This window comes from Sphingomonas desiccabilis, assembly GCF_004135605.1.
GTDB classification, from domain to species: Bacteria; Pseudomonadota; Alphaproteobacteria; order Sphingomonadales; family Sphingomonadaceae; genus Sphingomonas; species Sphingomonas desiccabilis.
The window spans coordinates 1,686,170-1,708,137 of sequence record NZ_SDPT01000001.1 but is presented as its reverse complement, the minus strand read 5'-3'; the positions used below and the strand labels follow the sequence as shown (position 1 = coordinate 1,708,137).

Annotated in this window: 15 protein-coding genes; 8 read left to right on the top strand and 7 right to left on the bottom strand. The window is 67.5% G+C overall.

Annotated elements, in window-relative coordinates:
• Positions 1 to 33 precede the first annotated feature (33 nt).
• Both EO081_RS08020 and EO081_RS08015 read right to left on the bottom strand, forming a co-directional pair.
• A complete protein-coding gene (locus EO081_RS08020) occupies positions 34 to 1,680 on the bottom strand; it encodes a glycoside hydrolase family 43 protein (protein ID WP_129341312.1) in 1,647 nt (548 codons plus the stop codon).
• Positions 1,681 to 1,719: 39 nt separating this feature from the next.
• Positions 1,720 to 4,275 (bottom strand): glycoside hydrolase family 9 protein, encoded by a 2,556-nt coding sequence (locus EO081_RS08015; RefSeq protein WP_129341311.1) that lies wholly within the window; start codon positions 4,273 to 4,275, stop codon positions 1,720 to 1,722.
• Positions 4,276 to 4,807: 532 nt separating this feature from the next.
• On the opposite strand from EO081_RS08015, the gene EO081_RS08010 reads away from it, so the two are divergent.
• From EO081_RS08010 to EO081_RS07975, 8 genes are all read left to right on the top strand, one after another.
• Entirely contained in the window at positions 4,808 to 6,445 is a 1,638-nt protein-coding gene (locus tag EO081_RS08010) for a carboxylesterase/lipase family protein (RefSeq protein WP_129341310.1), read from the top strand.
• A 116-nt stretch (positions 6,446 to 6,561) separates the two neighbouring features.
• Positions 6,562 to 7,404 (top strand): alpha/beta hydrolase, encoded by an 843-nt coding sequence (locus tag EO081_RS08005; protein ID WP_240697588.1) that lies wholly within the window; start codon positions 6,562 to 6,564, stop codon positions 7,402 to 7,404.
• Positions 7,405 to 7,494: 90 nt separating this feature from the next.
• Complete coding sequence (locus EO081_RS08000) at positions 7,495 to 8,217, top strand: acetylxylan esterase (RefSeq protein WP_129341308.1); 723 nt, start codon at positions 7,495 to 7,497, stop codon at positions 8,215 to 8,217.
• Between the two features lie 47 nt (positions 8,218 to 8,264).
• Complete coding sequence (locus EO081_RS07995; protein ID WP_129341307.1) at positions 8,265 to 9,716, top strand: family 43 glycosylhydrolase; 1,452 nt, start codon at positions 8,265 to 8,267, stop codon at positions 9,714 to 9,716.
• A gap of 206 nt (positions 9,717 to 9,922) precedes the next feature.
• A complete protein-coding gene (locus EO081_RS07990) occupies positions 9,923 to 11,461 on the top strand; it encodes an alpha-N-arabinofuranosidase (RefSeq protein WP_129341306.1) in 1,539 nt (512 codons plus the stop codon).
• A 6-nt stretch (positions 11,462 to 11,467) separates the two neighbouring features.
• A complete protein-coding gene (locus tag EO081_RS07985) occupies positions 11,468 to 13,819 on the top strand; it encodes a glycoside hydrolase family 95 protein (RefSeq protein WP_129341305.1) in 2,352 nt (783 codons plus the stop codon).
• 46 nt (positions 13,820 to 13,865) lie between these two features.
• Positions 13,866 to 14,936, top strand: coding sequence for an alpha/beta hydrolase (locus tag EO081_RS07980; RefSeq protein WP_129341304.1), 1,071 nt, complete (start codon positions 13,866 to 13,868; stop codon positions 14,934 to 14,936).
• Positions 14,933 to 16,504 carry a glycoside hydrolase family 43 protein gene (locus tag EO081_RS07975; RefSeq protein ID WP_129341303.1) on the top strand — a complete coding sequence of 524 codons (1,572 nt, stop codon included), beginning with the start codon at positions 14,933 to 14,935 and terminating at the stop codon, positions 16,502 to 16,504. Before EO081_RS07980 ends, EO081_RS07975 begins: the two co-directional genes overlap by 4 nt.
• Here EO081_RS07975 and EO081_RS07970 read toward each other — a convergent pair.
• The 5 genes from EO081_RS07970 to EO081_RS17020 all read right to left on the bottom strand — a co-directional run bounded on the left by EO081_RS07970 (position 16,501) and on the right by EO081_RS17020 (position 21,944).
• Positions 16,501 to 17,274 carry a FadR/GntR family transcriptional regulator gene (locus tag EO081_RS07970; RefSeq protein ID WP_129341302.1) on the bottom strand — a complete coding sequence of 258 codons (774 nt, stop codon included), beginning with the start codon at positions 17,272 to 17,274 and terminating at the stop codon, positions 16,501 to 16,503. The genes EO081_RS07975 and EO081_RS07970 overlap by 4 nt on opposite strands.
• A gap of 68 nt (positions 17,275 to 17,342) precedes the next feature.
• Complete coding sequence (locus EO081_RS07965) at positions 17,343 to 19,256, bottom strand: NPCBM/NEW2 domain-containing protein (protein WP_129341301.1); 1,914 nt, start codon at positions 19,254 to 19,256, stop codon at positions 17,343 to 17,345.
• A gap of 14 nt (positions 19,257 to 19,270) precedes the next feature.
• Positions 19,271 to 20,083: a glycoside hydrolase family 3 C-terminal domain-containing protein gene (locus tag EO081_RS17030; RefSeq protein ID WP_240697587.1), complete on the bottom strand. Its 813-nt coding sequence runs from the start codon at positions 20,081 to 20,083 to the stop codon at positions 19,271 to 19,273.
• Positions 20,026 to 20,400, bottom strand: coding sequence for a PA14 domain-containing protein (locus tag EO081_RS17025; RefSeq protein WP_240697586.1), 375 nt, complete (start codon positions 20,398 to 20,400; stop codon positions 20,026 to 20,028). Before EO081_RS17025 ends, EO081_RS17030 begins: the two co-directional genes overlap by 58 nt.
• Complete coding sequence (locus tag EO081_RS17020) at positions 20,382 to 21,944, bottom strand: glycoside hydrolase family 3 protein (RefSeq protein WP_240697585.1); 1,563 nt, start codon at positions 21,942 to 21,944, stop codon at positions 20,382 to 20,384. Before EO081_RS17020 ends, EO081_RS17025 begins: the two co-directional genes overlap by 19 nt.
• Positions 21,945 to 21,968 lie beyond the last annotated feature (24 nt).

The window sequence follows — 21,968 nt, the reverse complement described above, 5'->3', positions numbered from 1 at the left end:
CCCGCCTTTCTCATATCAGGCGCCTGGAGTGGTTTACTTCGTCCAGGCGTACGGGCCGATCAGCGTTCCGACGAAGCCGGTTGCGACCTTGGTGCTGAGGAAGCGCGTGTCCACGTCGGCGGCCAGCGTCTTCCTGCCAGCCGTGCCCTCATAGTCGAACGCCATCGTTGGCCCATCGGCCCGGATCGTCAGCGTCACCGGCTTCCCGGGCGATATCGGAGCCGAGGCGACCAGCCGTTCCTGGCCCTTGTCGGCCGTGTAGAGCGCCACGACCGGCTTGCCGGCGATCCGCGTCACGCCGAAGAACAGGTAGTTCCGGTCGCTCTGCATCGCCGCAAGCCCGCCGCGCTCGCCATCTGCCTCTGGATTGAAGCGCACCGTCGTGCTCACCGTGGCGACATGGTGCTGCTGCCGCCGGCCGACGAAGGCGGGGACGCCTGACAGGTCGCCGATGGGCGTGCCGCGGTCGAGCACCAGGTCCCCGGCCGCGAGGTGGTAGAAGGGGCGCTTGGGCGTGCGGACGCCGGCCCACTGCATCGCCAGCTTGTCGCCGTCGAACTCGTCGACATAGCGGAAGTCGCCGGTCGTGGGCAGGGGCCCCGGCGCCTGGGCCGGAAGCTTGGGTGCCGTGCTCGCAAAGGGGATGGCCTCGCCCTTGGGCAGGATGATCGGCCAGCCGTCCTTCCAGGTCACGGGCAGCAGGAAGGTTTCGCGCCCGATGTTGTAGAAGTCGCCTTCGTAGGGGCGCACGGCCAGAAAGGTCGCAAACCACTCCCCGTTCTGCGTCTCGACCAGCTTGGCGTGTCCCGCCGACGTGATCGGGTTCGGACGTGCCGGATCGAGATCCCGCTGCGTCAGGATCGGATTGTTGGGATAGGGTAGGAAGGGGCCGCGCAGGTTTTTCGATCGCAGCACCACCTGGGAATGGTTGACGCTGGTCCCGCCCTCGGCAGCGGTCAGGTAATACCAGCCGTCCTTCTTCAGGATGTGCGGCCCTTCGATCCAGACCGGCTTCTTGGAAATGTCGACGCCGCCGTTTACCAGCTGGGTGCTTTCGCCGACCATCTTGCCGGCGCGCCAGTCATACTCCTGGATCCAGATCGCGCGATGGCCGTCGTAGCGCGGCGGTTCGGCGGGTGCCCGGTTGTTGACGATATAGGCGCGGTCGCCTTCCCAGTAGATCGAAGGATCGATCCCCTCGAACGGCAACCAGATCGGCTTCGACCAGGGGCCGGCCGGATCCTTTGCCGTGATGACGAAGTTGCCGCCGCACTCCACGCAAGTGTTCGCGATGTAGAAGGTGCCCTGGTGGTAGGAGATGTCGGGCGCGAACACCGCCTGAGAGGTCCGCATGCCGGTGAAGTCGAGCTGCTCCGGCCGATCGATCGCGTTGCCGATCTGCGTCCAGTTCACCAGGTCCTTCGAACGGAAGATCGGCAGCCCCGGATAGTGCGCGAAGGAGGAGAGGACGAGATAATAGTCGTCGCCCACGCGCGTGACCGACGGATCGGGATAGTAGCCGGAGAGGATGGGGTTGCGGTGCTGCCCCGCACGCACGGCCACGCGTTCCTGCGCACGGCCCTCATAGGTGAAGCGGCTGAACCGCGCCGGCTCCGTCGCCAGGGCTGCGGAGCCGGCGGCGAGACCCGCCAGCGCCAAAGCAAGCGTGCGAATGTGCATGTTGATCCTCTCTGTTGTTCTGCGGGCGCGAACTCGCCGTTAGTGCCTGCTCGGGTCCGCCTTGGCCGCACCGGCCTGGGTGGCGAGCTCGTGCGCTGCATGGGCCAGCTCGATCCACATCGCCCCCTCCGGGATCACATATTCGTTCTCGCCCCAGAAGAAGGGCCAGTCCTCATGGTTCTCGGGGAAGTCGGGCTTGATGATCAGCACGCCGGGGACGACGCCGCCCGCAATGAAGGAGAAGTCGGCGCGGTTGTTGCCATAGGCCACTTCCTTGGAGACGGTGCCGACCCCGGAAACGAACGAAATGTCGGAGCCCGGGTGATGGCCGAGCAGGAACTCGATCCCGCGGAACACCGGATCGGCCGGCATGATCTCCGGGAACGCCTTGTGCAGGGCATAGGCGTTGAGTGCCGATCCCAGCACGGCCCCGCTGCCCGCCCAGCCACCGGTGGTGATCGGCACGCCGAACGGATTGGCGGCTGCCCCCGCGCGCGTGGCCTCGGCATAGGCCCGGACCGCCGAAATCATGCCGTCGCGATAGCTCGCGGGCATGAAGGGCAGCGCCGCGACGGCGTCCCGCAGGTTGAACGCGAAGGTCTTCTCGATCGCCGGCCACGCCGACTGGACGGCGGCAACGTAGCGCTGGTCCCTTGTCGCGCGTAGCAGTTCCACCGCGGCCGAGAAGCGTTCTGCCTCCAGCGGACCTCCGGTGGTGTTGCCATATTGGTAGAGATCGGGGGCATGGGACTGCTCCTCCGCCCAGGTGCGGGTGGCGATCGCCAGCGCCTTTCTCGAGAGTTCCGGGTCGACCTCGGCCAGCGCCCGGGATGCTGCTGCCAGCCCGGCGATCGAACCATAGTTGAGCGCCGAAGCCTTGGTCGTGAAGGCCCAACGATCGTCGGGCGTGCCGCTGCGCCCGTTTCGCTCCTCGCCCGGCTTCATCCTCGGGTCGTAGATCAGCCCGTCGGTCTTGGTCGATGCGTCGCCCAGATGGGTATATTGCGCGACGTCGGGCTCCACGATGCCATGGATGGCGTGGCCGACGGCGTCGAACTGCGCGACCAGTTGCAGCGTGCCGTGGCGGATCTGCTGGAGCAGGTCCGGGGTGCCGTCGGGGACATGCATCTCCGTCCGGCGGCGGCTCCAATCCACCGCGGTCGTGTCGCGCGTCGGCCGCCAGCGTTCCCAGCTGTCCACCAAGGAGCGGATCACCTGATATTGCGACTGGGTGCGGATATCGAAGTCGCCCGCGTCGAACCAGCCGCCGACCGCCAGGCCGGGAATGTGCTCGCCCGGCTTGTAGCGGGTGTCGGTGGTCGGCCCCTGCGCATAGAGGTCGATGTGCTCATGGTTGACCGGCGCCTGGCGCGCGTCGTCCCGGTGCGCCTCGCCGTGCCAGACGCGATAGCCTTCGTTGACGAACATATGGTCCATCGCGACCGGGAAATAGACGTCGAGCGTTGGGTGCCAGGCACCCGCATACGCATCCGCGGCGATGCGGAAGGGGGCAGTGCGGACATCGCCATATTCCAGCACGTAAAGGCCCGGCTGGCGCACGCGGCTGAAGTCGAGCTGCAGATAGCTATATCGAAGATAGTCCCCCCAGCGCTTCGGCGCCCCGGTTTCGACCGGCGTCATGCCGCCATCTTCGCCGACGCGCAGCAGCCGTGCGGGCAGGTTGCGGCGGTCGTTGCGGTCGAGCTCGATCGTCGCGACCTTGCGCGCATTCGGCGTGTAGCCGAGTTGCGAATGGGCGATGACGGGCGGGCGGAGCCAGCCGGGGACGCTGTTCGGCTGGATTGTCCATTCGACCACGGTACCCGTGCGTCCTGCTGGCAGCAGCGAGCGGAACACGAACCAGCCATTCTGCGCCTGGTTGCGGCCGTCGAACAGCTGCACCTCGACGTTCGACTGGATCGACACGCGTCGCGCCGGATCTTCCGGCGCAAGCACGAAGCGGTTGCCGCTGGCCATCGCCGTCGGTTCGGCGCCCGGGCCCTCGGCGCGTCCACTCGCCGGATTGCGTTCGGCCGTCCGCGTCATGGCGTCGGCGGGGTAGAGCGGGAAGCCACCGGTGCGTCCGTCGACCATGTAGCTGTGGTGGAAATAGGCGGAGGGCAGGAATTCCAGGTTGAAGCCTGCCTTGCCGGCGAGTGCAGCCGGCACCGGCTGGTCCAGGATGACCGATACGGCCACCGCCGCGCCGCGCTTCTCGGAGCGGATCCGGTAGCGCCATTGGTGTTCGGGATATTCCAGCGTCACCGTGATCGCACCGGTCGCGGCGTCGACTTTCCGGTCCACCAACCGCCCGATCGCGTCCCATTGACCGGGAGTGGAGGACAGGCGGACGTCGCCATTGGTGGCGATCCGCTTGCCCTGCTGGATGATCTCGACGCCGCTGATCTTCGAATCGGCGAACAGGCCGTCATACCAGTTGGAGAAGACCAGCACGTTGACTGCCGGGGCCTCGTAATAGCCGGCGTCGCCCAACCTCAGCTCGGGGGCGGGGGCTGGCACGGTGGTCTGCGCCGCCACCGGGGACGCGCTCGCGAGCAGTGCCGCGACGAAACAGAGCACGGGTTTTCCCGCCATGGTCATCCTCTCCTGATCCAGTTTGCGGCACTCTGCGGTGCTCGTTCTGCTCGACTATAGCGCTAACAAGTCGTGGCGCCAGCCGTCAAAGCGGCTGGGCAAGTACCGCAGTCCGACAAAGCCGCCCCGCCCACCTTTCGGTTTGTAGAAGCGGCCTCTCGACAGGTTAGCGGTAACAGCATAGTTTGTGGATGAAACCGTTACGCATCGGCACGGATTGAGAACGGCGTCGCACGCGCGCCGGGCGAGTACTGCTGAATGAATGCGCTGCGGATCAAGTGGCCGCGGCCTTCCGGCAAGTAGCTGTGCGCGCGGCGATAGTTCGCGCTGGCTGAATCGTAGTTCAAAGGCTGGAAGGCCGGTAGATGTTGCTAATCCCGTCGCGGATCTGCTTCCATAACTGGGGAAGTTGGTGCTTGACGGGTACTTCTAGCCGTTCATAATACTCCAACAACAAAGGTCGTAGACTTAGGAGGGTCGATGGAATCGGTCCCGGGTCGACGGATAGACCAGCGGTGGAGAGGGTAAGGGGATGGTGAATCGTCGCCGGGCTATGCTCGGATCGATGTGCGCGGGTGCCGGCCTGCTGCTGCCGCGTCGTGGCAGCGCGGGTGCCGCGACGACGGCAGCCGCCGGAGCGCGCTGCTCTACGCCTCGGGACGCGGTCGCCAGCACGCAATACGGGCCGGTCCGCGGCTACGTCGAAGACGGCGTCTATATCTTCAAAGGCGTGCCCTACGGCGCCGACACCGGGGGCGAGAACCGGTGGCTGCCGGCGAAGGCGCCTGCTCGTTGGACGGATCCCTATCCTGCGCTCGCCTATGGCGCGAACAGCCCGCAAACGCTCCACGACTTCAGGGCCAGGGAGCATACTTTTCTTCAACAATGGACGGATGGCTTCCTCGGCGAGGACATGCTGAAGCTGAACATCTGGACGCCCGCGCTTTCCGGCAATCGGCCGGTCATGGTGTATTTCCACGGCGGCGGTTTCAGCTTCGGCTCTTCCTATGAACTCGCATCGCACGACGGCGCCCAGATGGCGCGGCACCACGATGTGGTGCAGGTGTCGATCAACCATCGATTGAACGTGCTGGGCTTCCTGGACCTGACGGAGGTCGGCGGCTCCGCCTATGCGGAGTCGGTCAACGTCAGCATGACCGACTGCATCGCCGCCTTGCGCTGGGTGCAGGAGAATATCGCTCGCTTCGGTGGCAATCCGGACAAGGTGATGATCTACGGCCAGTCGGGCGGCGGATCGAAGGTGACGACCCTGCTGGGGATGCCGAGCGGGAAGGGGATGATCCACCGCGCGGCGGTCCAGTCGGGCGGCGGCGGTGCGCTTCCCAGCGCCGAGCAGTCGCGGGAGTTTGGGCGTCGCGTGGTGCGGGAACTCGGGATCGGCCCGCGCGACATCGCGGCCCTCCAGCGCATGGAGTGGAAACCGCTGTTCGAGGCCGGAAACAAGGTCGCCGACGCGATGAACGGTCCGCGCCCGGCAATGGGACCAGCGCTCACGCCGCGCGTCGGCTGGAATCCCACGCTCGACGGGGAGGTGATCACCGTCGCCTCCTTCTCCGCGGTGGCGCCGGAGGTTTCCCGCAACGTTCCGCTGCTAATCGGCAACACCAGCGAGGAAGGGATGCGCTGGGGCTATGATCCGTCGGAAGCGCGGTGGCGTGCCGATCTCTCCGCCCAGATGGGCAGCGCGAAGGCCGATCGCCTGATCGCGGCGATGAAGAAGGCGCACCCGGAAAAGGCTACGCGTACCCTGGCCTATGGGGTTCAGGGGCTGATGAACCGAAACCGCGTTCAGGACATGGTGCGCCTGAAGCACGCGCAGGGCGGGGCGCCGGTCTATCAATACCTCTTCCAGTGGCAGTCGCCGCAGCTGGGCGGCGTGGCCGGTGCCTGGCATACCGCAGAGCTCGCCTTCTGCTTCGACAACACGGCCCTGTGCGCGCAGGGCACCGGGAACACGCCCGGGGCGCAGCGGCTCGCCCGGACCATGGCGACCGCCTGGGCAACGTTCGCCAGGACCGGCAATCCGAGCCATTCCGGGCTCGCCTGGGCGGCGACCGATCCCCATCGCTGTCAGACGATGGTCTTCGACGAGACCTGTCGGATGGTCGACGATCCGGAAGGCGAGGCGCGCCGGATCCTGCTGAGCTGAAATCAAGAGACACGAAAGAAACGGGGGCGACGATGCGCTGGATCAGGGGAGTTGGCGGTCTGATCGCCGCAAGTGCGGCTGCAGCGACGATGCCGGCATCGGCGCAGGATGCCCGCATGACGACGATGGAGGCGCCTGCCGAGCCGAACGCGGTTCCGTTGCGGACCGGGCCGGTGAAGGGCCAGGCCGCGCCGGAAGCCTGGTTCAAACAATATGGCGTCGCGATGACGCGCAACGTTTCCTCCGCGACGCTTACGCCATTCCTGCCGGATCCGGCGACCGCGACCGGCGCGGCGGCGATCGTGGCGCCGGGTGGCGGCTTCCTGATGCTTTCCATGGAGAACGAAGGTTGGCGGGTCGCCAAGGCGCTCGCCGACCGCGGCGTCGCCGCATTCGTCCTCAAATACCGGCTGAAGCCCACTCCTGCGGACATGAACGCGTTCGAGCAGGCGGTGACGGCCATGTTCGCGAGCGTGGGGAAGCCGCAGTCGCGGCTCAGCCCGGACGCTGCGATCGCGGGGCTCTCGGATCAGATCGCAGATGGGCGCGCGGCGGTCGCGCTGGTGCGTTCCCGCGCGGCTGAATGGGGTGTGGACCCGCAGCGTATCGGCATGATCGGTTTCTCGGCAGGGGCGATGACCACCATGGCGACGGCGCTTGCGGCGCCCGAAACCCGGCTTGCCTTCGTTGCGCCGATCTACGGATCGATGGAGGCGGTGAAGGTGCCCGCGGATGCGCCGCCCTTGTTTGGCGTCCTGGCCGCAGACGATCCGCTGTTCGCGCGAAAGGGCTTTGGGTTGATCGATGCCTGGCAGCAGGCGGGCCGACCTGTCGAGTTCCACCTCTACCAGGCGGGGGGCCATGGCTTTGGCCTGGGCAAGCACGGGACGACGAGCACGGGCTGGTTCGACAGTTTCCTGCACTGGCTCGACACGAACGGTCTGCTCAAGCGCAGGTGAAATGCCGGCGTGAGAACGGCAGAGCGGGGGCGTCGATGCGGTCTGTCAGCCGGGCCGAGACGGGAAACTTCGTGATTGAAGGAGAGGAATATGATCGGCAACCGGAAGATTGGGTGCCTGAGTATCCGGCGCCCGCTGCTGCTGCTTGGGGCCGGCGCGGTTGCGGTGGCATCGTCAGGCGCCTTTGCAGACCAAGGGGCGACAAGGCCCGCCATGGCTGCGTATTTCCAGCCGGCCACGACCGCGGCCGCTACGCCGGACCAGGATGGCTTCCTGCGTCGCTGGCTGTTGCTGGAACCGATCAGCAAGCCCAATTCGACGAATGCCGGCTTTACTGGCTCCTATGTGCGCCAGGCGCTGACGCAGCAGTACTTCCCTGGGCAGTTCACGGTCGTTCCCCGGAACGGACAGGTGGTGAAGGCAGCCGAGCCGCTGCGCTGGCACGCGCTCGATTCCACCCAGTTCGACGTCAAGCTGTTCAACTTCGCGCAATCGCTCGGAAAGCCCACCTATGGCGTCATCTTCTGGGCGGTGACCGTTGTGGACAGCCCGCGGGAGGTCCGCAACGTTCGTATGGCGGTGGGCTCCAATTCTGCGTCGATGTGGTGGCTGAACGGCGAAGAGGCGGTCGGCCTGTTCAACGATCGCCGGATGGTGATGGACGATGTCGTTTCCGACCGGCTCACGCTGCGCAAGGGCCGCAACGTCATCCGCGGTGCCGTCATCAACGGACCCGGGCTCAGCGATTTCTGCGTCCGCTTCCTCGACGAGGAGGGGCAGCCGATCCGGGAGCTCGAGACCACGCTAAAATAGCATCGGCCACGCTATCGCGCCCGATCCAGCAGATCCACGGAGATCGTATGAAGCGACTTGCTACGGCCGCGATCGGCCTTTGTCTGTGCCTTGGTTTCCACGCATCTCCCGCCGCCGCGCAACTGGAGGGAGAGCCCTTTATCCACGATCCGTCGACGATCGTCCTCTCTGACGGCAGATACTACACCTTCGGCACCCGCGGCGGCGGGCTGGTTTCGGAGGATGGGTGGACCTGGCACGGCGGCCCCGAGCGTCCAGGCGGCGGTGTGGCACCCGACGTCGTCAAGATTGGCGATCGCTACTACATGTCCTACGCCATTGGTGGCGGCGGTATGTCGGGCGGCCATGCCAGTCAGGTCCGGATGATGTGGACCCGCTCGCTGGATCCCAAGTCCCCCGACTTCGGCTTTCACGACATCGGGGTGGTCGCGTCCAGCGACGGTGTCGAGATGGCGGATGCGATCGATCCCGCCTTCCTCTATGTCGAAGGGCGCCTGTGGCTGACCTACGGCACCTACTTCGGTCCGATCCGGATCATCGAACTCGATCCCTCCACCGGCCAGCGGGTCGCGCGCAACCAGCCGGTGGATGTCGCGATCGACATGGAAGCCACCGCGATGATGTATCGCGACGGCTGGTACTATCTGCTGGGCACGCATGGCACGTGCTGTGATGGGCCGAATTCGACCTACCACATTCGGGTCGGGCGTTCGCGCAGCCCGCTCGGCCCGTACGTCGATCACATGGGCGTTCCGCTGCTCCGCGGAGGCGGGAAGCTGGTCGTCAACGCGCGCGGTCGCAACATCGGCCCTGGGCACTTCGGCTTGATCGAACTCGACGGCGGCGTGGAGAAGTTCTCCATGCACTACGAGGCGGACATGAACCGCAGCGGCCGTAGTGTTCTGGGCATCGAGCCGCTTCTCTGGAAAGACGGCTGGCCCGTCGCGGGCGAGAACGTGCGGCCCGGCACGTACGAGATCCAGTCGGAGCGCAGCGGCTATGCGCTTGGGCTGGCGACCGACTTCGTTCGCATCGCCTTCGACGTCCGCCGCAGCTTCATGGCGAAGCCCGGCGAGCCCGTCAGCCCGATCCCGGATCAGACGCTCGCCGAAGACTCTGCGGTCTGGCCGCAGGAGCGGATCCGCGTGGACCTAGCCGATTATATGGTCCGCCCGCACCAACTCTGGACCCTCGAGCCCGTGCCGGGTGCCGGGGGCTATTTTGGCTCGCCCTATTACAAGATCGTCATTGCCGGCACCGGCCGTGCGCTGGCGGCCACTCCTTCGGACACCGTGGAGACGGTCCCCGCCTTTACCGGCGCAGCAGAACAGCTGTGGCGCATCGACCAGCTGACGGACGGCACCTACCGGATAGCGCCCAAATCCGCCACGGGCGCCAAGAAGGATCTGGCGCTGGTAGCGATTGGCGCGAGTACGCCGACGCTCGCCTCGTTCGACCCGAAGAGCCCGGCTGGCCGGTGGAGCTTCCGCCAACCCTGAGCCGGCTTTTGTTGGAGCGTACCGATTGACGGCCGATCCTCAGCCTGCATAACCATGGTAACGATAACAGACTGACTTGATCAGCTGAAAGGGAGAGCATGGACCTGATGACTATCAGTGCGCGTACGGCATCCGCTCACACCTCCTCGCGAGAGGCGGTCCACCGTTCGTCGAGTGCACGGCTGCGTTGCCTGCTTGCGCCTTTGATGCTGGCCTCGGTGGCCATGGCGCTCCCGGCCCACGCGCAGGAAGCCGCTCCCGACAGCGTCACCGCAACCCTGCGTGCGGACCAGCCGGGCCCGCAGATCCACCCGGACGTCTTCGGCCAGTTCGCGGAGCACCTCGGCACCGGCATCTACGAAGGCATCTGGGTGGGCACGAAGTCCAAGATCCCGAACGACGGCGGCTATCGCCGGGACGTCCTGGAGGCGCTGCGTGCGATCAAGGTGCCGATGGTCCGGTGGCCCGGCGGCTGCTTCGCCGACGAATACCACTGGCGCGACGGCATCGGCCCGAGCAAGGCCCGCCCGGCGAAGGTCAACACCAACTGGGGCGGGGTCAACGACGACAACAGCTTCGGAACCCATGAATATATGGGTCTGATGGATCGGCTTGGCGCCAGGACCTATGTGTCGGCGAACGTCGGGAGCGCCCCGCCGGCAGAGACCGCGCAGTGGGTCGAGTATATGACCGCTCCCAAGGACAGCACGATGCTGGCGAAGGAGCGTGCCCGCAACGGCCATGCCGAGCCCTGGAAGGTCCAGTACCTCGGCATCGGCAACGAGCTGTGGGGCTGCGGCGGCAACATGCGCGCGGAATATGCCGCCGATCTCACCAACCGCTATGCGCAGTTCGCCAAGTCCGCGAACGGGCCGATGCTCAAGATCGCCAGCGGCCCGAGCGACTCCGACTACGCCTGGACCGAGACGCTGATGCGCATCTCGGGCAAGCACATCGACGGCCTGGCGCTCCACTACTACACCCGTCCGCGCAACAAGGACTGGAACGACAAGGGTCCCGCACTGGGCTTTCCGGAGCGCGAGTGGGCAACCACCATGGCCCACACGCTGGAGATGGAGGAGTTCATCACCAAGCACTCCGCGATCATGGACAAATATGATCCGGAGAAGCGCGTGATGCTTGCCGTGGACGAGTGGGGCACCTGGTACGATCCGGCGCCCGGCAGCAATCCCGGCTTCCTGCAGCAGCAGAACTCGCTGCGCGACGCCATCGTGGCCGGTCTCAACCTCAACATCTTCGCCCATCATGCGGACCGGGTGCGCATGGCCGCCATCGCGCAGATGGTGAACGTGCTGCAGGCGATGTTGCTGACGGACGGGCCGCGGATGGTAAAGACGCCGACCTATTGGGTCTTCGATCTGTACCAGCCGTGGCAGGGTGCAACCGCATTGCCGATCGAGGTGAAGTCGCCCTGGTATCACAAGGACGAGGTCGCGATTCCGGCGGTCAGCGCCTCGGCCGTACGCGACACCGCAGGGCAGGTTCACGTCGCGCTGGTCAACCTCGATCCCAACCGCACGCTGCCGGTGACGGTTTCGCTCGCCGGGGTCCAGGCGGGGGCGGTGACCGGACGCATCGTCACGGGTGCGGCGATGGATGCCCACAACAGCTTCGAGCAGCCGGACACGGTGAGGCCCCAGGCATTCACCGGCGCGCAAGCGAGCGGCGGCACGCTGACGGTCACCCTGCCGGCGAAATCGGTCGTCGTCCTCGACCTGCGCTGACGCGGGATGGCGGGTTTGTTCCACCCCTCCCGCCGCGGCTTTCTTGGCGGGAGTGCGGCGACTGCGGCCGTCGCCTCCCTGCCGATGCCGGCGCCTGCCGAGGCGGCTGCGCCGGCAGGGGCGCAGCGCCTGTGGTACCGGCAGCCCGCAGCGACCTGGACGGAAGCGCTTCCGGTCGGAAACGGGCGGCTCGGGGCGATGGTCTTCGGCGGCACTGCCAAGGAACGCCTCCAGCTCAACGAGGACACGCTCTGGTCCGGCGGGCCATATGATCCCGTGAATCCGGCGGCGCATGCGGCATTGCCCCAGGTGCGCCGCCTGATCGAGGAGGAGCGGTTTGGGGAGGCGCAGGCGCTTGCCAATGCCAAGCTGATGGGCACGCCCAAGACGCAGATGGCCTATCAGCCGCTCGGCGACCTTTGGCTCGAATTGCCCGAAGCGGCGGGGACTGCCAGCGGCTACGTTCGTGAGCTCGATCTGGATGCTGCGGTCGCGACGACCAGCTTCACGTTCAACGATACTCGCTATCGGCGGGAGGTGTTCGCCTCGCCGGACGATCGGGTGATCGTGGTTCACCTGACCGCGAGCCGCCCGATCCACCTGGAGGTCGGGTTCTCCTCGCCGTTGCCCGACGCCGCTGTCGAGGCGGCGGGGAACATGCTGACGCTCACCGGCCGCAACAGCGCCCGAGCCGGCGTCGCGGGCGCGTTGCGGTTCGCCGGCCGCGCGCACGTCTCCGCCACGGGTGGCTCCGTCACGGCGGAAGGGAAGCGGGTGCAGGTTCGCAGCGCGCGTGCCGTCACGATCTTTGTCGCCATGGGCACGAGCTATCGCAGCTTCGATGACGTCGGGGGCGATCCCGCTGCGGAAACGCTTGCCGTCCTGGAGCGGGCAAGCGCCAGGGGTGTGACAAGGATCCGGGCCGACGCCACGTCTGCGCACCGCGCGCTGTTTCGCCGGGTGTCGCTGGACCTTGGCCGGACTGCCGCTGCCGAGCGGCCGACCGACGAGCGGATTCGCGCGAACAGGGCCTCGGAGGATCCCGCACTCGCGGCACTCTACTTCGATTACGGCCGCTATCTTCTGATTGCCGCATCCCGCCCAGGCAGCCAGCCTGCCAATCTGCAGGGCATCTGGAACGAAGCGGTCGATCCTCCGTGGCAGTCGAAGTACACCGTCAACATCAATACCGAGATGAACTATTGGCCCGCCGAGGTTACGGGCCTGCCCGAATGCGTCGCGCCGCTGGTGCAGATGGTGCGCGAACTGGCGGAGACGGGTGCGCGCACCGCACGGCAGATGTACGGTGCGCCCGGCTGGGTCTGCCACCACAACACCGATCTGTGGCGCGCGACCGCGCCCATCGACGGGGCGGAGTGGGGGCTCTGGCCCACGGGCGGTGCCTGGCTCTGCACCCATCTCTGGGAGCATTACGACTACGGCCGCGACCTCGGGTATCTGCGATCCGTCTATCCGCTGATGCGGGGTGCGGCGCAGTTCTTCCTCGACACGCTCCAGACCGATCCCGAGACCGGCTTGCTGGTGACCAGTCCCTCTTTGTCACCCGAAAATGCCCACCCGCACGGGGCCTCGATCTGTGCGGGGCCCGCGATGGATCAGCAGATCCTTCGCGATCTGTTCGACCAGGTCGGGAAGGCGGCAGGGCTACTCGGCACGGACGCTCCCTTCGCCGCAGAGGTCGCGGCTGCGCGTGCGCGGCTGGCGCCGGATCGCATCGGCGGCGGCGGTCAGCTTCAGGAGTGGCAGCAGGACTGGGACGGGGCCGCGCCCGAGCCCAACCATCGCCATGTGTCGCATCTCTATGCCCTGTTCCCCAGCGACCAGATCGATCCCGATCGCACGCCCGAACTGGCGAACGCCGCACGGCGATCGTTGGAGCTGCGCGGCGACGAGTCGACCGGCTGGGCGACGGCTTGGCGCGCGAACCTCTGGGCGCGGCTGCGGGACGGCGAACACGCGCATCATATCCTCGCTTTCCTGCTCGGACCCGAGCGGACCTACCCCAATCTGTTCGACGCGCACCCGCCCTTCCAGATCGACGGAAATTTCGGCGGTACCCGAGCCATTGCGGAAATGCTGATGCAGAGCCGGGGTGATGAAATCCTGCTGTTGCCGGCACTGCCGCGCGCGTGGCCGAGCGGATCCGTGACGGGCCTGCGCGCGCGCGGTCGCTGCACGGTGGACCTCCGGTGGGGCGGCGGGCAGCTTGTCGAGGTGGTACTGAGGTCGGATGTCGCCAACCGCTACCGCGTGCGCCTGGGATCTCGCACTGCCGACGTTTCGCTCGTGCCGGGCCGCGCGACGGCGTTGCGCGGCGCTGAGTTGCGCCCCGCCTGAAACCACGGGCGGCGACCGCCCTTTGCCATTCGATGGAGACAAGCCGATGCCCGTAACCAAGTTCCTCGCAGCCGCGCTGGCACTCGGCACCGCGATGACCATAGCCGGTCCGGCAGAGGCCCAGGTCACGACGCCGGCGCCGCCCGTCGTGCCGGGTGCCAAGCCCGTGACGATCGAGCGCATCACCGTGCACGCGCCCGCGATCGAGGGTAATCTGGAGGGGGAGAGCGCGGATCGCACGGTGCTGGTCGTGCTGCCGCCCAGCTATCGATCCAGTCCGCAGCGGCGCTACCCGGTGGTGTACGCGCTGCACGGATACTCGATCGGCGCTGAGCAGTGGGTCGGTGAGATCCATGTGCCCCAGACTATCGAGGGAGCCTTTGCCAAGGGCGCGCGCGAGATGATCGTCGTGCTGCCCGACAGCAAGACCGCGCACAACGGCTCCTTTTACTCGAGCTCGGTGACCGTCGGCGACTTCGAGAAGTTCGTCGCCAGGGATCTGGTCGCCTACATCGACAGCCACTACCGGACCATCGCGGACCGGCGGAGCCGGGGCCTGGCCGGGCATTCGATGGGCGGCTACGGCACCGCGCGTATCGGCATGAAGCATGCCGACGTCTTCGGCGCGCTGTACATGATGAGCCCCTGTTGCCTGTCCACGGCGGCGCTCGGCAAGCCGGACGCTTCGGCTGAAAAGACGCTGCGGGCACTTCGATCCCCGGCGGAAAGCGCGTCCCTTCCCTGGGGCCTGCGCGCGCAGCTGGCGACGGCCGCGGCCTGGTCGCCGAACCCGGCTGCCCCGCCGCTGTTCCTGGATTTGCCGATCAAGGATGGCGAGCCGCAGCCGGACGTGCTCGCACGCTGGGCGGCAAACGCGCCGCTTTCCATGCTCGACCAGTATGTCGGCAATCTGCGCCGCTACGCCGCGATCGGCATCGACGTGGGCGACAAGGATGGGCTGAAGGAGGATGCGGTGAAGTTTCATGCCGCGCTGGACCGCTACGGCATCGCCAACGGGTTCGAGATCTACCCCGGTGATCATACCAGCGGCGTTGCGACTCGCGTTCAGGAGAAGATGATCCCCTTCTTCTCGAGCAACCTGGCGTTCAGCCGATGAGGGGCGCGCGCCTCGCCGCGGCGGCGATGCTGGTTGCCGCGGGCGCAGCGCCCGCGCAGGTGTGGCGATCGGATCAGGGAGACGGCACCTTCCGCAACCCGGTGCTGTTTGCCGACTACCCGGACCCGGACGTGATCCGCGTGGGCGAGGTTTATTACTTCGTCTCCACCACCTTCGCCAACGTACCCGGGGTGACCATCCTGGAGAGCCGCGACCTGGTGAACTGGACGATCGTGTCCCACCTCGCCGAGCGGCTGGAGGGTCGACCGCAATATGATCTCATAGGCGGCAACGCCTATCGCAAGGGCCTGTACGCCTCCAGCCTGCGCTATCATGCGGGAACCTTCTATCTCGCGACCACGCCCGTCGGGCAGAAGACTCGCCTCTACTATGCGAAGGACGTGCGCGGCCCCTGGCAGCACCATGAGCTGGACCGCGAGGCGTTCGATCCCGGCCTGTTCATCGAACCCGACGGGCGCGCCTATCTCGCGACGGCCTCGACGGCGGACGGTACCATCACGCTGTTGACGCTGGACCGCGATCTCGCGCGCGTCACCGACAGCCGCAAGATCCACTACATCAAGGGCGCGGAAGGCTCGAAGATCCTGCGTCGCGGCGACTACTACTATCTGTTCAATGCGCTGCCGCCGCGGATGGCGCTCACCGTATCGCGTTCCCGGAGCCTGTTCGGCCCGTGGACCACGCGGGATCAGATCGACGACCGGACGGGCGGGCACCAGGGGGCGCTTGTCGATCTGCCGGACGGCCGCTGGTTCGGCTTCGTGATGGAGGATAGCGGCGCCGTCGGACGCATGACCAACTTCAGCCCCGTCTTCTGGCAGGACGACTGGCCCGTCTGGGGGACGCCAGAGGCGCCAGGCCGCGTACCCTTTCGCGCGAAGAAGCCGATCCCCGGCTACCCGTTTGCCGAGCCGGCCACTTCCGACGACTTTTCCCAGGCCCGGCTGGGGCTGCAATGGCAGTGGAACCACAATCCCGATCCCGCGCGCTGGTCGCTGACCGAGCGCCCGGGTTGGCTGCGGCTCCGGCCCACCCTTGCGGACCGCTTCTGGTCGGCTCGGAACACGCTCACGCAAAAGGGGCAGGGGCCTGCCAGCCGCGCAGAGATCAAGCTCGACATCCGCGCGCTCGCCACGGGGAACCGCTGCGGTTTCGGCACGCTGGGCCAGTTCAGTGCCAATCTGACGGCAACGCGCGGAGCGGACGGCAGGGCCGCCCTCGAGATGGAAGTGACCGAGGACACGGTGGAGGGCCCGCGCACCCAGACTCGCGCCACTGCCACGCTCCCGCGTGCCGGAGCGCTGTGGCTGCGCACCGACCTCGACTTCACCAGCGATCTCGGGCGGCTCGCCTACAGCCTCGACGGGCGGCGCTGGACCGACCTCGGCGGGGACTTCCCGCTCGCCTTCGCCTGGCGCACCGGCACCTTCCAGGGGCCGCAGTTCGCGATCTTCTGCTACGGCACCGGGACGAGCAACGGCTGGGTGGACGTGGACCGCTTCACCCTTTCGCCGCTCCCCCCGGCAAGGCCGCAGGCGATCCGCTAGACCAGATCGGGCCGCTCGTCGCCCGGGCGGGGCGGCATGGCGATGCGGGTGTCGGTCAGCGCCAGTTCGACCAGCAGCCGCATCGCGGCGCTGGCGCCGGCGACATCCTTTGCCACGATCGCATCGTAGACCCGGGCGTGATCGGGAATGGGGTCGCGGATCAGCGCGCGGGTACGCTGCTTGAACTGGGTGGTCCAGGCGACTGCAGCGCCGATCGAGGAGCCGAGCACGATCATCGCATCGTTCGCGGTCGCGTGCAGCAGCGCGTCGTGGAAGTCGCGATCGGCCGCGACCCCGATCGGCGTCGCCAGCGAGTGGCGACGCATTCCCTTGAGCGCGTCGCCCATCCGCTTGAGGTCGGCGCGGGTGCGTCGCTCCGCTGCAAACCCCGCTGCGGCAGGCTCGATCACCAGCCGCATTTCGAAAAGGCTGCGGACCAGCCGAGCGTCGGGCTCGCCGGTGAACGCCCAGGCGAGCACGTCGGGATCCAGCAGGTTCCAGCGCTCGCGCGGGAGGACCTGCGTGCCGGTCTTGGCGCGGCTTTCCACCAAACCCTTTGCGGTCAGGACCTGGACGGCCTCGCGATAGGCGCCGCGGGAGACGTCGAGCGCCTCGGCAGCGGCGATTTCACCCGTCAGGATGTCGCCGGGCTTATATTCTCCGGAAAGAATGGCGATGCCGAGCTTGTGCGCGACCGCGCCTCGAAGGCGGCGTCCAGGCCGCCGGGTGGATTGTTGCTGCGGCGCTGCGGGCTCTTCGCCCTCGGACATGTCCCTCTTGGGCAAGTCCCAGCCGTCGGGAAGTGTCGACGTATGTTCCATCCTGTCCCCGTCGTTGTTCATCGCAGGAGCGCCGCGTCGGCCCAGACGGCCGGTTGCACGGCCGACGTTCCAGACGATGCAGCATCCCCCCGCGCCACCAGTTCCAGGATAGTGGCACGCGAGACCTGGGCCTCCAAGGGGGCGGCGGGTTCCCCGAAGGCCATTGGTTTGGATTTGGCGAGGAGACGACCGTCGGCCCACAACTCGAAGACGATCTTTCCCGCCTGTCGGGAGCCGGAGTCGTTCACGCCGACCTTCGCTGTGAACCGCGAGAAGCCTTGATTGCGTACCTCCAGGCGGGAGTTCGCGAGCACTCCCAAGCCGGTGTCGAAGGGCGTGCCTGCCACGCGCAGCAGTTTGGCGAAGGGCGCGCGATCGGCCTCCGCGCCACCCCATCCGCCATATTGCGGATGCTCCCCCGGCCCACGCGTGTTCGTCCACGGAGTGATGGAGTGGTGGATGGTCGGATCGGGCTCGGGCATCGGCACGCCGTCCGCTGCCGGGTTCACTCGGCCCGTCTGCTCAGAAAGGTATAGGCCGTTCGGCAACCGCCGGGTGCCAGTCGCTCGAAAAACCAGCGTCTGGTGAGCACCAAGCTGCAACGGCAACTCGCCTCGGAAGCGCTGCTCCTGCTTGCTCCAGAGGTCGCGCAGGCGGACATCTGCGGTGCCCACCATCTTCAACTGGTCGGCCGTGAGGATCGCCTTTGCCGGCTGCGCGGTGCGGTTGAACACGGCGACTCCCTTGCTGCCGTCGGCCAGCGTCTTGACGAAGATCTGGACCTCGTCGGAGTCGTAGGCGAGCACCGCCTGGTTGCCGGCCGGGTCCTGGTTGAGCGCGACGATGTCCGCATTGCCGAAGATCGAGAGCAGTTCCGGCGTCAGCTTGCGCAGGTCGTAGCCGATGATCAGCGGCGCGTTGAGCATCGCCCACAGTGCAAAATGCGAGCGCGCTTCCACCAGATGCGACGTGTCGAAGTCGCCGGTGCCGACGAAGAGCATGTCGGGGTCGTTCCATGATCCCGGATGGGCATAGAGCGCGCGGTGGGTCACCGTGTCGAGGTTGGTGAGCATCCGCGCCCACACCGGCTGGATGTCGTCGCTGGTCCGCGAGGAATTACCGACGTCCTTGCCCCAGGCGCGCACGTCGCCCGCGCCCCACAGGCACAGCGAATAGACATAGGGGCGATCGCCCGCATGGGTGCGGATGGCGGTGCCCACCTGTTCGTACAGGCGGCGGACGGCGGCCACGTCGGACCCGCCGAGCGACTGCATGTCGACCAGCGGCGTCAACGCGCGGTAGAGGCCGGAGCGGACGCGCGGCGCATCGGCCGGCAAGCCGCGAATGCCGCATGCGTCGACCTTGATGAAGTCGAATCCCCATTCGGCGAAGAACAGGCGGATGTCCTGGTCGACATGGCCGTAGAGGCCGACCTCGCGCTCGGCGACGCTGCCCTCTGGCTGGTTCTTGAAATCGGGCGTGTAGATCTGCCCGCAGCTGTTGCGGCCGATGTCGGAGTAGATGCCGGCCTTCAGCCCCATGGCGTGGAGCTTGTCAGTGAGCGGCCGGAAGCTGGGGTCCTTGCCGGTCGCCGCCGAGGGGAAGTGGCTGGTGCGGATCATCAGCCGCCCGTCGGGCTGGCGGCGCTTCAGCCACCAGCCGTCGTCGATGTTGACGTAGCGGTAGCCGAGCGTCGCCAGCTTGGTGTCGAGAAGCGCCTGGGCGGAGGCGAGCACCTTCTCCTCGTCCACGTCGCTGTTGAACGCGTTCCACGAGTTCCAGCCCATCGGAGGCACGGGCGCGTGCCCGTCGGTGTTGGCACTCCAGCGTCCGGTGGGGGCGAGCGGGTCTGCCGCAGCGGCGGTTCCGCCGAGCGCGAGCAGGGCGGCGCCCGGCAGCGCCAGGCGGCGGATATGTGCCGGCCGAACCATCTTGTGTCCTTTCATTATTTCGGAAGCACCGGCGACTGGCGCGCGGTGAAGGTCGCGGTCTGGCCCGGCGCGCCGGTTCCCGGCTGGCCCCCGCCGACGGTCACGCGATAGCTGCCCGGCGCCACCGAGCGGGTGCCGTCGACCGCGACCGAGCTGAGGTCGCGCGGCGACAGGTCGAAGGTGACGCTGCGGCTCTCGCCCGGGCGCAGGGCCACGCGCTGGAACCCGCGCAGGGCGACCCGCGGGGCGCCCGGGCGGCCGGGGAAGTTGAGGTAGAGCTGGGCCACTTCCTCGCCGGGACGATCGCCGGTGTTGGTGATCCGGGTCGTCACACGCAGCCCGTTCTCGGCACCGCCGCGCGTCGGTGCGACCGTCAGCGGGCCATAGCCGAAGCGCGTGTAGCTGAGGCCGTGGCCGAATGGATAGACCGGGGTTCCCGTGAAGTAGCGATAGGTGCGCCCCTCCATCGCATAGTCGCCGAACGGCGGCAGGTCCGCGACGCTGCGATAGAAGGTGAGCGGCAGGCGGCCCGACGGGTTGGTGCGGCCGGTTAGGATGTTCGCCGCGGCAAGGCCGCCGACTTCGCCGGGGTACCATGCCTCCAGAATGGCGCCGGTGTTCTCCTTCGCCCAGGCGAGGTTGATCGGGCTGCCGTTCATCGCGACGAGGACGATCGGCTTGCCGGTCGCGCGCGCCTGATCGAGCATGGCGAGCTGATCGGCGGGAAGGTCGAGCGTGGTCTTGTCGCCGCCTGAGAAGCCGGGGACCGTCACGCCGGTCTCCTCCGCCTCCAGGTCCGAGGTGAGGCCGACCACGGCGACCAGCACGTCGGCGCGGCCGCGGCGCGCTTGAGTTCGGCCGCCGGGGCTTCCGACACCCGTTTCCAGACGAGGTCGACGCCCTTGCCCTCGATGCGGAAGGGATAGCGCTTGCCGCCGATGAGCTTGAGCGTCGTCATCCCGGGCAGGTCGTTCCAACGCGCCTTGCGCCGGTCGGAAATCCGGGTGCCGTCGAGTTCGAGCGTGGCGCCCGTCCCGGCGAGGCCGACGCGATAGGTGCCGGTTTCGGGCGGGACGAGGAAGCCCGTCCACACGGTCCGATGCACGTCGGCGACTTTGGCAAGCTCTAGATTGCGGTCGCCCACGTCCGGCTCGATGCGGGTGACGACCGGTTCCGACTGTATTTGACCGTCGCCAGCACCTTCTCGCGGGTGCCCGGCGCGAACTTCGCGGGAACCGGTGAGGCCGGATTATAGTACCGCGCCAGCACGCCCGGCTTGCCGTCCGGCGTCTGCAGGGCGGAGGTGGGAACCCGGTCGCCGTCCGTCATCGATTCCCCGAACGGGACCAGCGTCACCTGGCCGGCGCCGAGCGTCGAGCGCAGGCCGTCGACGACTGAGATCGGAGGCCCCGACAGGGTGGCGGAATAATTGCCGCGCAACACGCGGGTCGCGTCCCCCAGCGGGCCGATCACGGCCACCTTCGCGCCGGCGCGCAGCGGAAGGATGCCGTCGTTCTTCAGGAGCACCATCGAGCGTTCGGCCGACGCCAGTGCCAGGCGACGATGCTCCGGCGCGCCCACGGCACTGGTCGGGATTCGGCTCGGCGCGCCCGCCAGGCCCGGCAGGTCGCCGGTGCGATAGCGCGCGGCAAAGAGGCGGATCAGGCTGCGGTCGACATCCGCCTCGGTGATGAGGTTGCGCTGCAACGCCTCCCGGTAGCGATTCTCCAGGCCGGCGGTGTCGTTGATGGTCGAGTTGTTGCACTCGCTGTCCACCCCGGCGCGCATCGCCGCGGCAACCGCCGCCGCGCTGTCGGGTGCGTATTTGTGGTGGTCGGCGATGTCCTTCACCGCGTCGCAATCCGACACGACATAGCCGCTGAACCGCCATGCGCCGCGCAGATGCTCCTTCAGCAGCAGGTCGCTGGCGCAGGCGGGCTGCCCGTCGATGCGGTTGTACGCGCACATCACCGATCCTGCGCGTCCCTCGACGATCGCGGCGCGGAAGGCGGGGAGGTAGGTGTCCTCCAGGTCATGCGCCGACACGAAGACATTGGCCTCGTGGCGGGTACCTTCCGGACCGCTGTGCACGGCGAAGTGCTTGGGAGTGGCGATGACAAAGGGGCGATCGGGATTGGGTCCCTGCATGCCGCGCACGAAGGCGACGCCCATGCCGGCGGCGAGGAACGGATCCTCGCCATAGGTTTCCTGGCCGCGGCCCCAGCGCGGATCGCGGAAGATGTTGATGTTGGGCGACCAGGTGTCGAGCCCCGTGCCCATGCGCCCGTTGCGACCGGTCTCCCGGCCCAGGGTGTGCAGTGCGCGTACTTCGGTGCTGATCGCGCCGGCGACGTCCTGGACCAGCGGCGCGTCGAATGTCGCGGCAAGCCCGATCGGCTCCGGGAAGTTCGTCTGGGAAAGCGGGCCGAGGGCGCCGTGCAGCGACTCCGTCCACCAGTTGTAGGCGGGAATGCCCAGTCGCGGGATGGCGGGTGCGACGTTCAGAAGCTGCGGAAGCTTCTCTTCCAGTGTCATGCGGGCAACCAGTTGCCCTGCCAGGCGTGTTGCCTGGTCTGCGTCCGCCTGTTGCCGCGGTTCAGCCGGCTCGGGCTTCCGCGCGAGCGCCGGCGTCAGCGCGATGGCGAGGCCCACGGTCGCGAGCGCCGCCAGCTTGATCTGCAACCCCATGTCGGATCCCCCTGTTTCGCGATG

Coding starts and splice junctions, on each gene's coding strand:
- EO081_RS07980 (WP_129341304.1), top strand. CDS start 13,866: ATGCCCGTAACCAAGTTCCTCGCAGCCGCGCTGGCACTCGGCACCGCG.
- EO081_RS08015 (WP_129341311.1), bottom strand. CDS start 4,275: ATGGCGGGAAAACCCGTGCTCTGTTTCGTCGCGGCACTGCTCGCGAGC.
- EO081_RS08020 (WP_129341312.1), bottom strand. CDS start 1,680: ATGCACATTCGCACGCTTGCTTTGGCGCTGGCGGGTCTCGCCGCCGGC.
- EO081_RS08010 (WP_129341310.1), top strand. CDS start 4,808: ATGGTGAATCGTCGCCGGGCTATGCTCGGATCGATGTGCGCGGGTGCC.
- EO081_RS07995 (WP_129341307.1), top strand. CDS start 8,265: ATGAAGCGACTTGCTACGGCCGCGATCGGCCTTTGTCTGTGCCTTGGT.
- EO081_RS07990 (WP_129341306.1), top strand. CDS start 9,923: ATGCTGGCCTCGGTGGCCATGGCGCTCCCGGCCCACGCGCAGGAAGCC.
- EO081_RS07965 (WP_129341301.1), bottom strand. CDS start 19,256: ATGGTTCGGCCGGCACATATCCGCCGCCTGGCGCTGCCGGGCGCCGCC.
- EO081_RS17020 (WP_240697585.1), bottom strand. CDS start 21,944: ATGGGGTTGCAGATCAAGCTGGCGGCGCTCGCGACCGTGGGCCTCGCC.
- EO081_RS08005 (WP_240697588.1), top strand. CDS start 6,562: ATGACGACGATGGAGGCGCCTGCCGAGCCGAACGCGGTTCCGTTGCGG.
- EO081_RS07985 (WP_129341305.1), top strand. CDS start 11,468: ATGGCGGGTTTGTTCCACCCCTCCCGCCGCGGCTTTCTTGGCGGGAGT.
- EO081_RS08000 (WP_129341308.1), top strand. CDS start 7,495: ATGATCGGCAACCGGAAGATTGGGTGCCTGAGTATCCGGCGCCCGCTG.
- EO081_RS07975 (WP_129341303.1), top strand. CDS start 14,933: ATGAGGGGCGCGCGCCTCGCCGCGGCGGCGATGCTGGTTGCCGCGGGC.
- EO081_RS07970 (WP_129341302.1), bottom strand. CDS start 17,274: ATGTCCGAGGGCGAAGAGCCCGCAGCGCCGCAGCAACAATCCACCCGG.